General features: G+C 76.6%; 8 protein-coding genes. 4 read left to right on the forward strand and 4 right to left on the reverse strand.

Going from position 1 to position 6,170, the window contains the following annotated elements:
- The first annotated feature begins 3 nt into the window (after positions 1 to 3).
- From ACI79R_RS18595 to ACI79R_RS18605, 3 genes are all read left to right on the forward strand, one after another.
- Positions 4 to 420, forward strand: coding sequence for an acyl-CoA thioesterase (locus ACI79R_RS18595; RefSeq protein WP_456575142.1), 417 nt, complete (start codon positions 4 to 6; stop codon positions 418 to 420).
- Positions 421 to 522: 102 nt separating this feature from the next.
- Positions 523 to 1,521 carry an AMP-binding protein gene (locus ACI79R_RS18600; protein ID WP_456575143.1) on the forward strand — a complete coding sequence of 333 codons (999 nt, stop codon included), beginning with the start codon at positions 523 to 525 and terminating at the stop codon, positions 1,519 to 1,521.
- Entirely contained in the window at positions 1,518 to 2,651 is a 1,134-nt protein-coding gene (locus ACI79R_RS18605; RefSeq protein WP_456575144.1) for a thiolase family protein, read from the forward strand. The genes ACI79R_RS18600 and ACI79R_RS18605 overlap by 4 nt, the downstream gene beginning before the upstream one ends.
- A gap of 7 nt (positions 2,652 to 2,658) precedes the next feature.
- On the opposite strand, the gene ACI79R_RS18610 is transcribed toward ACI79R_RS18605, so the two are convergent.
- The 4 genes from ACI79R_RS18610 to ACI79R_RS18625 are packed head-to-tail and all read right to left on the reverse strand — an operon-like array spanning position 2,659 to position 5,124.
- Complete coding sequence (locus ACI79R_RS18610) at positions 2,659 to 3,186, reverse strand: MOSC domain-containing protein (RefSeq protein WP_456575145.1); 528 nt, start codon at positions 3,184 to 3,186, stop codon at positions 2,659 to 2,661.
- Positions 3,183 to 3,827: a CbiQ family ECF transporter T component gene (locus tag ACI79R_RS18615; protein ID WP_456575146.1), complete on the reverse strand. Its 645-nt coding sequence runs from the start codon at positions 3,825 to 3,827 to the stop codon at positions 3,183 to 3,185. The genes ACI79R_RS18610 and ACI79R_RS18615 overlap by 4 nt, the downstream gene beginning before the upstream one ends.
- On the reverse strand, positions 3,824 to 4,555 hold the full coding sequence (locus tag ACI79R_RS18620; RefSeq protein ID WP_456575147.1) for an energy-coupling factor ABC transporter ATP-binding protein: 732 nt from the start codon (positions 4,553 to 4,555) through the stop codon (positions 3,824 to 3,826). The genes ACI79R_RS18615 and ACI79R_RS18620 overlap by 4 nt, the downstream gene beginning before the upstream one ends.
- Positions 4,556 to 4,557: 2 nt before the next feature.
- On the reverse strand, positions 4,558 to 5,124 hold the full coding sequence (locus tag ACI79R_RS18625; RefSeq protein ID WP_456575148.1) for a biotin transporter BioY: 567 nt from the start codon (positions 5,122 to 5,124) through the stop codon (positions 4,558 to 4,560).
- Between the two features lie 541 nt (positions 5,125 to 5,665).
- Here ACI79R_RS18625 and ACI79R_RS18630 point away from each other — a divergent pair.
- Positions 5,666 to 6,034, forward strand: coding sequence for a hypothetical protein (locus tag ACI79R_RS18630; RefSeq protein WP_456575149.1), 369 nt, complete (start codon positions 5,666 to 5,668; stop codon positions 6,032 to 6,034).
- Positions 6,035 to 6,170 lie beyond the last annotated feature (136 nt).

Below are 6,170 nucleotides of genomic sequence, written 5' to 3' on the forward strand. Positions count from 1 at the left end.
TCCGTGAGGCACACCGTGCAGGTCCCCATGCGCTGGTCGGACATGGACGCCTACGGGCACGTCAACAACGTCGTCTTCCTGCAGTACTTCGAGATGGCCCGCGTCGACCTGTTCTTCGAGCGCGCGTCGCTGGAGGAGCGGACCGGGCTGCGCCGCGGCACGGTCGTCGCCGCCCACGACATCCAGTACAAGCAGCCGGTCGTCTACAGCGCCCGCCCGCTCGACGTGCACATCTGGGTCTCCGGCGTGCGTGCGGCGGCGTTCACCTGCCACTACGAGCTGGTCGACCACGGCCGGCTGGCGGTCACCGGCAGCACTCTGCTCGTGCCCTTCGACTTCACCATCAACCGGCCGCGGCGGCTCACCCAGGACGAGAAGGAGTTCCTCGCCCGCTGGGCCGACGAGCCGGCCGCCGGCTGAGCCGGCACACCTGGTCCGGCCGGTCCTCGTGCCCTGCCCACCGGAGTGGGCAGAGCACGAGGTTCCGGGGAGGGCTACCGCCCCGCGCCGTACCCTCGCCCCGTGCTCCCGAGGGACGTCCTGGCGGCCGCCGATCCCGTGGCAGCGGTCCTCGACGCCGCGGACGACGGCGCGACGATCGCCCTGCGGACCTCCGGCACCACCGAGCGGCCCCGCGTGGTCGTGCGGACCGCGGCGTCCTGGGTCGAGTCCTTCCCGCACGTGTCGGCGCTGGCCGGCATCGACTCCTCCGCACGGGTCTGGGTGCCCGGTCCGACGGCGGCGACGATGAACCTCTTCGCCGCCGTCCACGCCCGGTCCGTGGGGGCCGCCCAGGTGGATGCGCCGGAGCGGGCCACCCACCTGCACCTCACCCCCGCGGCGCTGACCGGCGAACTGCGGACGGGCACCGACCTGCGCGGGCGCACCGTGGTCGTCGCCGGTGACCGGCTGCACCGCGACCTGGCCGTGCGCGCGCAGGAGGCGGGCGCCCGGGTGGCCCACTACTACGGCGCGGCGGAGCTCTCCTTCGTCGCCTGGGGCACGCACGAGGAGGACCTCCGGCCGTTCCCCGACGTCGCCGTCGACATCCGCGACGGCCGCATCTGGGCCCGCTCGCCCTTCCTCTCCCGGGGCTACGCCGACGGGGAGGGGCCGTTCACCGTGGCCGCGGACGGCTTCGCCACCGTCGGCGACCGCGGCCGGCTGGACGGCGGGCTGCTCACCGTCGCCGGTCGCGGCACGGACGCCGTCGTCACCGGTGGTGTCACCGTGCTGGCCGACGAGGTGGAGCGGACGCTGCGCTCCGCCACCGGCACCGACGTCCTGGTGGTCGGCGTCCCGCATCCGCGGTTCGGCGCCGTGGTGGCGGCCGTCCTGGCCGACGCCGCTGCCGTGCCCCGCGCCCGGCGCGCGGCCAGGACCGAACTGGCCGCCGCGCAGCGCCCCCGGCTGTGGTTCTCGCTGCGCGCGTTCCCCCTGACCCCGGCCGGCAAGGTCGACCGCGCGGCGGTGGCCGCGCTGGCCGCCCGCGGAGCGCTCGAGCGGGCGGGCACCCCGTGACCGACGCGCCCGTGGTGGTGGCCGCCGGCCGCACTCCGATCGGCACGGCCGGCAGGTCACTGGCGGGCTGCACCGCCGCCGACCTCGCCGCGGCCGTCCTCGCCCACCTCGCCGGGCGTCTCCCGGACGGGGGCGCGGACCTGCGCGAGGTGGTCCTCGGCAACTGCACCGGCCCCGGTGGGGACGTCGCCCGGGTCGCCGCCCTGCAGGCGGGCCTGCCGGTGCAGGTCCCGGCCCTGACCGTCGACCGGCAGTGCGCGAGCGGCCTGGCCGCCATCGCCCTGGGCGCCACGGCCCTGCGGAGCGAGACGGGCACGGTCCTCGCCGGTGGCGTGGAGTCCGCGTCCACCGCGCCGTGGCGCTCCTGGCCACCCCGGGACGGGGCGCCACCGGTCCGCTACGAGCGTGCCCCGTTCGCCCCGCCGGCCGTGGGGGACCCCGACATGGGACCGGCCGCCGACCTCGTCGCGCGCGAGCACGGCATCACGCGGGCCGACCAGGACGCCTACGCCGCCCGGTCGCACGCCCGCGCGATGGCCACCCAGCGGTCCGGCGGCTTCGCGGCCGAGATCGTGCCGGTGGGCGGCGTCGCCCGGGACGAACGCCCGCGCGACGGGCTCACGGTCGACCGGCTGGCGCGGCTGCGCCCGGCGTTCACCCCGGGCGGCACGGTGACCGCCGGCAACTCCTGCGGCGTCAACGACGGCGCAGCGGTCGTCGCGCTGGTCGACGCCGCCACGCACCGGCGGCTGGGCGTGCCGGGGCTGCGCGTGCTCGCCACCGCCACCGCCGGCGTCGACCCCAACCGGCCGGGGCTGGGCATCGTCCCGGCGGCCCGGGCCGCCCTGGACCGGGCCGGGCTCACGCTCGACGACATGGACGTCATCGAGTTCAACGAGGCGTTCGCGGGACAGGTGCTGGCCTGCTGCGCGGCGCTCGGCCTGGATCCCGAGCGGGTGTGCCGCCAGGGTGGCGCGCTGGCCCTCGGCCATCCCTGGGGCGCCTCGGGTGCCGTGCTCGCGGTCCGCCTGTTCGCGCAGATGGTCCGCGCGGACGGCGGCCGCCACGGCCTGGCGGCGATCGCGGCGGGCGGCGGCCAGGGCGTGGCGATGGTCGTCCAGGCCTGCTGATCCGCGGTCAGACCCGGCGCGGCACGGGCCGGTCGGCGCCGGTCGGCGCGCCGCGGCGGGCTGCCTCGTCGTCGTCCAGCAGCCGGACGGCGGCGCCCTCGGCGATCGCGGCACCGGCGAGGACCGCGGCGTTGATCCCGCCGCGGTGGGCCATCGCCCGGACCAGCCGCGCGCCGGTGAGGCGCTCGAGATGGGTGCACGGCGGGCAGCGCTTCATGCCGAACAGCAGCGCATCGCCGACGGTGAACCACCGGCCGACCAGGTCCGGGAGGGCGATGCCCCGGGTCACCAGGTTGCGGCGGGTGTCGCCGGGGGCCAGTGCGGTCCCGGTCTCGGCGGCGACCGCCGCGACGTCGTCGGCGTCGATCAGGGTCAGCTGCTTCTCCAGGTCCGGGTACTCGGCCCACGTGCCGCCGCCCAGTGCGTAGCGGTCGCCGGCCAGCCCCGACCCGGCGAGCAGCCGGCCGGCCGGCGACCGGCGCATCGGGTGCGCCGCGGCCGGTGCCGACCAGATCTCCAGCACGGTGCCGGTCACGACGCCGGTGCTCCGGCACGGCGGCGCGGCGGGGGCGCGGGGGAGTCCGCCCCGCGGGCGTCCAGCGCCTCCCCGAGGGTGTTGGCCAGCCGCAGCACCTGGACCAGCAGCGGCACGAGCAGGCCCCAGCGCATGCCGGACGCGCCGCGGGCGGCCTGCGCCTCCCGGATCCGCGAGGCGCGCTCGGCGATCAGCGGGATGAACCGCAAGGTCATGGCGATCACCAGGCCGATGCGCGCCGGCCGCACCCCGAACACCGACAGGGGCCTGGCCAGCGTCTCCACGACGGCGACGATCTCGGTCACCCGCGTCGTCGTGGTGACCACCGCGGCGGCTGCCACCAGGGTGAGCAGCCGGAGCGCCACGAGTGCCCCCGTGCGCCAGTCGGTGACCAGCAGGTGGAACGCCAGGAGGACGACCAGCCACGGCCAGACCGGCCGGACCTGCGTCCACACGGCCCGTGCGGGCAGCCGGGCGGCGAGCAGCCCGACGAGCAGGATCGCCACCAGCGCGCCGGCGACGACCGCCAGCCGGTCGACGGCGAACAGCGCGACGGCCAGCGCCGCGAGCAGGGCGAGCTTCAGCCCCGCCGGGGCCCGGTGCACCGGGCTGGCCACGGGCACGTACAGCGACAGGGTCACGACATCCGGTCCACGTACCAGCGGACGGTGTCCGCGGGGGAGCCGTCGGCGGCCACCCGGCCGTCCTCGAACACCAGCACCCGGTCGAAGCCGGCCAGCAGCTCCAGGTGGTGGGTGACCACGACGACGTCCTGGTCGAGCTCGTCGATCACCCGGGCGACGCGGCGGGTGTTGCCGAGGTCCAGCAGCGTCGTCGGCTCGTCGAAGACGACCCGGGAGGGGCGCATGACCAGCACCCCCGCGATGGCCAGCAGCTGCTTCTGCCCACCGCTGAGCAGGTGCGCCGGGTGGTCCCGGTGCCCGGCCAGCCCGTACCGGTCGAGCACCTCCTCGACCCGGCGGGCCCGCTCCTCGGGCGGGACCCCCAGGTTGGTCAGCCCGAATTCGACGTCCTCGGCGACGGTGGGGTGCACGATCTGGGCGTCGGGGTCCTGGAACACGAAGCCCACCCGCCGGCGCACCTCGCGCAGCCGGGTGCGGGTGTCCAGGCCGTCGACCAGCACCGTGCCGGCGGTGGGGACCACCAGACCGTTGAGCAGCCGCGCGAAGGTGCTCTTGCCCGAACCGTTGGCCCCCACCACGCCGATCCGGGACTCCGCGAGGGTGAGGGTCACGTCGCGCAGCACCGGCCGCTCGCCGTAGTCGTGGGAGACGGCCCGCAGCTCGATCGCCGTCCGCGGCAGGGCGCCGGCCGCCGCGACGTCGGCCGCGCGCCGTCCCCAGCGCACGGTCAGCCGGCCGCCGGCCGCCGGGCGGGCAGCTCGATGACGGGATAGGCCTTGCGCACGGCGACGGCGACGACCGAGGCGATCCCGGCCTTGACGAGGTCGCCGGGGACGAAGGCGACGGCGGAGGCGGCGGCCGCCGTCAGCGAGGCGTCGGTGTAGACGCTGACGAAGGGGATGCCGATCGCGTAGACCACCGCGACGCCGCCCACCAGGTTGGCGACCATCGCCCAGGCCAGGTTGAACCGGCGCCAGGTGAGCTGGGTGAGCCAGCCGATGACGAAGGCCGCGACCGGCCAGCTGTACAGGTAGCCGGCGGAGGCACCGGCGAACCAGACCAGCCCGCCCCGCCCGCCGGACAGCACCGGCAGGCCGGCCGCGACGACGACCAGGAAGACCAGCACCGCGAGGGCGCCGCGACGGGCACCGAGCACCGAGCCGGCCAGCATGACGCCGAGGGTCTGCGCGGTGATCGGCACGGCGGAGCCCAGCGGATAGACCGCCGGCAGCAGGCCCAGCACCGCGATGATCGCGGCGAACAGGGCGATGTAGGCCAGGTCCCGGCTCTTCACGTGCGGCTCCTCGGGTGCTGCGGTGGCGGGCCGACCCCTCGAGCTGCCGTGGCGGGCCCCCGCGGCAAGGTACCGGACGGGCCCGCGGCCCCCGCCGGGGCGCCGGTCCTCGCGGTCGCCGTCGGTGACGGTGGGCTCACCAGCGGATACCGGTTTCGGTTTGCGGGGTCCCGCAGACCTCCTGTTGTCTGGGGTCCTGAGCCTCTCGGCGAAGGCGGAACCAAGGCACATGGCACCAGGGTGGTGGGCGTCGCTGTGGGGGCGGCAACGCCCGGAGACGCAGGACGCGACACCGCAGGGGCGGGCGCAGCAGCCCGCCGCTGCGGCTCCAGCGCCACGGGTACCCGCGCCTCCCGCCGTCGACGAGGCGCCCGTGCACCGCGCTCCGGCCGGTGTGCCGCACGCCGGAGCGGCGCCGTCGCCGCCCGGGACGAACGTGCACCCGCAGACGTCCGGCTCGTCCGGTCGACCCGGGTCGCCCCCCGGCCCGGTGCGCAGCTCACCGCTGCGTCCCCCTTCGGAATGGAACGGAGCTCCACCCGTGGCACAGCTCGACAACGTCATCGCCGAACTCCTCGGGATCGAGGGCGCCAGCGGCGCCGCGATCGTCGACATCGACAGCGGCATGGCCCTCGCGGCCGGTGGCACCCCAGGCTTCGATCTCAACGTCGCGGCGGCCGGCAACTCCAACGTGGTGCGCGCCAAGCTGCGCACCATCTCCGAGCTCGAGCTCAAGGACGAGGTCGAGGACATCCTCATCACGCTCGCCGGCCAGTACCACCTGATCAACGTGCTGAAGGGCCAGGGCAACGCCGGCCTGTTCATCTACCTGGTGCTCAACCGCGTGACGGCCAACCTGGCGCTGGCCCGGCACAAGTTGCGCTCGATCGCGGCCACCGTCTCCGTCTGACGGCACCGCCGACGAGCCAGCGGGGGGGGGGGGGGGGGGGGGGGGGGGGGGGGGGGGGGGGGGGGGGGGGGGGGGGGGGGGGGGGGGGGGGGGGGGGGGGGGGGGGGGGGGGGGGGGGGGGGGGGGGGGGGGGGGG

The sequence above is a fragment of the Blastococcus sp. SYSU D00820 genome, assembly GCF_054050695.1.